Below are 588 nucleotides of genomic sequence, written 5' to 3'. Positions count from 1 at the left end.
GCCGGACCCCGTGGTGTACTGGCCGTTTTCGCCCTGCAACCCGTAAGTCTCCGTCCCGTCCAGCTGGAACAGCCATTTCGACGACAGCGAATCGTCCCGGTCGAACCCGATCGCGTGCACCTCGCCCTGTGCATCGCTGCGATATTCGAAATTGAGATAGGTATCTTCGGTGATCGTCTCGTCGATCAGGATCGATTTCCAGGCATTGTCGGTCAGCGTGACGCGGTTGTCATTGTCCGACACCGTGGCCGTGCCGGCATCCTGCGCCCCGCCATAGGTGATCAGAGCGGATGCCGTTCCGTTGACATTGACCCCTTCGCTCTCTGCGATGGTGATGCGGCGGAACGTGGCCTTGCCGCTGCCATCCTCGTCGTCATCCACCGCAAGCACGAGCCGGTCGAAATCGCCCTGGAAATAATCCCCGACCTTGATGGCAAAGCTCTGGTAGCCGGACCCCGTGGTGTACTGGCCGTTTTCGCCCTGCAACCCGTAAGTCTCCGTCCCGTCCAGCTGGAACAGCCATTTCGACGACAGCGAATCGTCCCGGTCGAACCCGATCGCGTGCACCTCGCCCTGTGCATCGCTGCG

The 588-nt window shown here is 61.4% G+C and carries 1 protein-coding gene; it reads right to left on the bottom strand.

The features are described 5' to 3' along the window. On the bottom strand, positions 1-588 hold a 588-nt coding region (locus AB9K34_RS21840; RefSeq protein WP_369956714.1), incomplete at both ends, for a hypothetical protein.

The sequence above is a fragment of the Sedimentitalea sp. XS_ASV28 genome (assembly GCF_041224545.1).
Taxonomy (GTDB): domain Bacteria; phylum Pseudomonadota; class Alphaproteobacteria; order Rhodobacterales; family Rhodobacteraceae; genus Sedimentitalea.
This window is presented reverse-complemented; position numbering and strand designations above follow the sequence as displayed.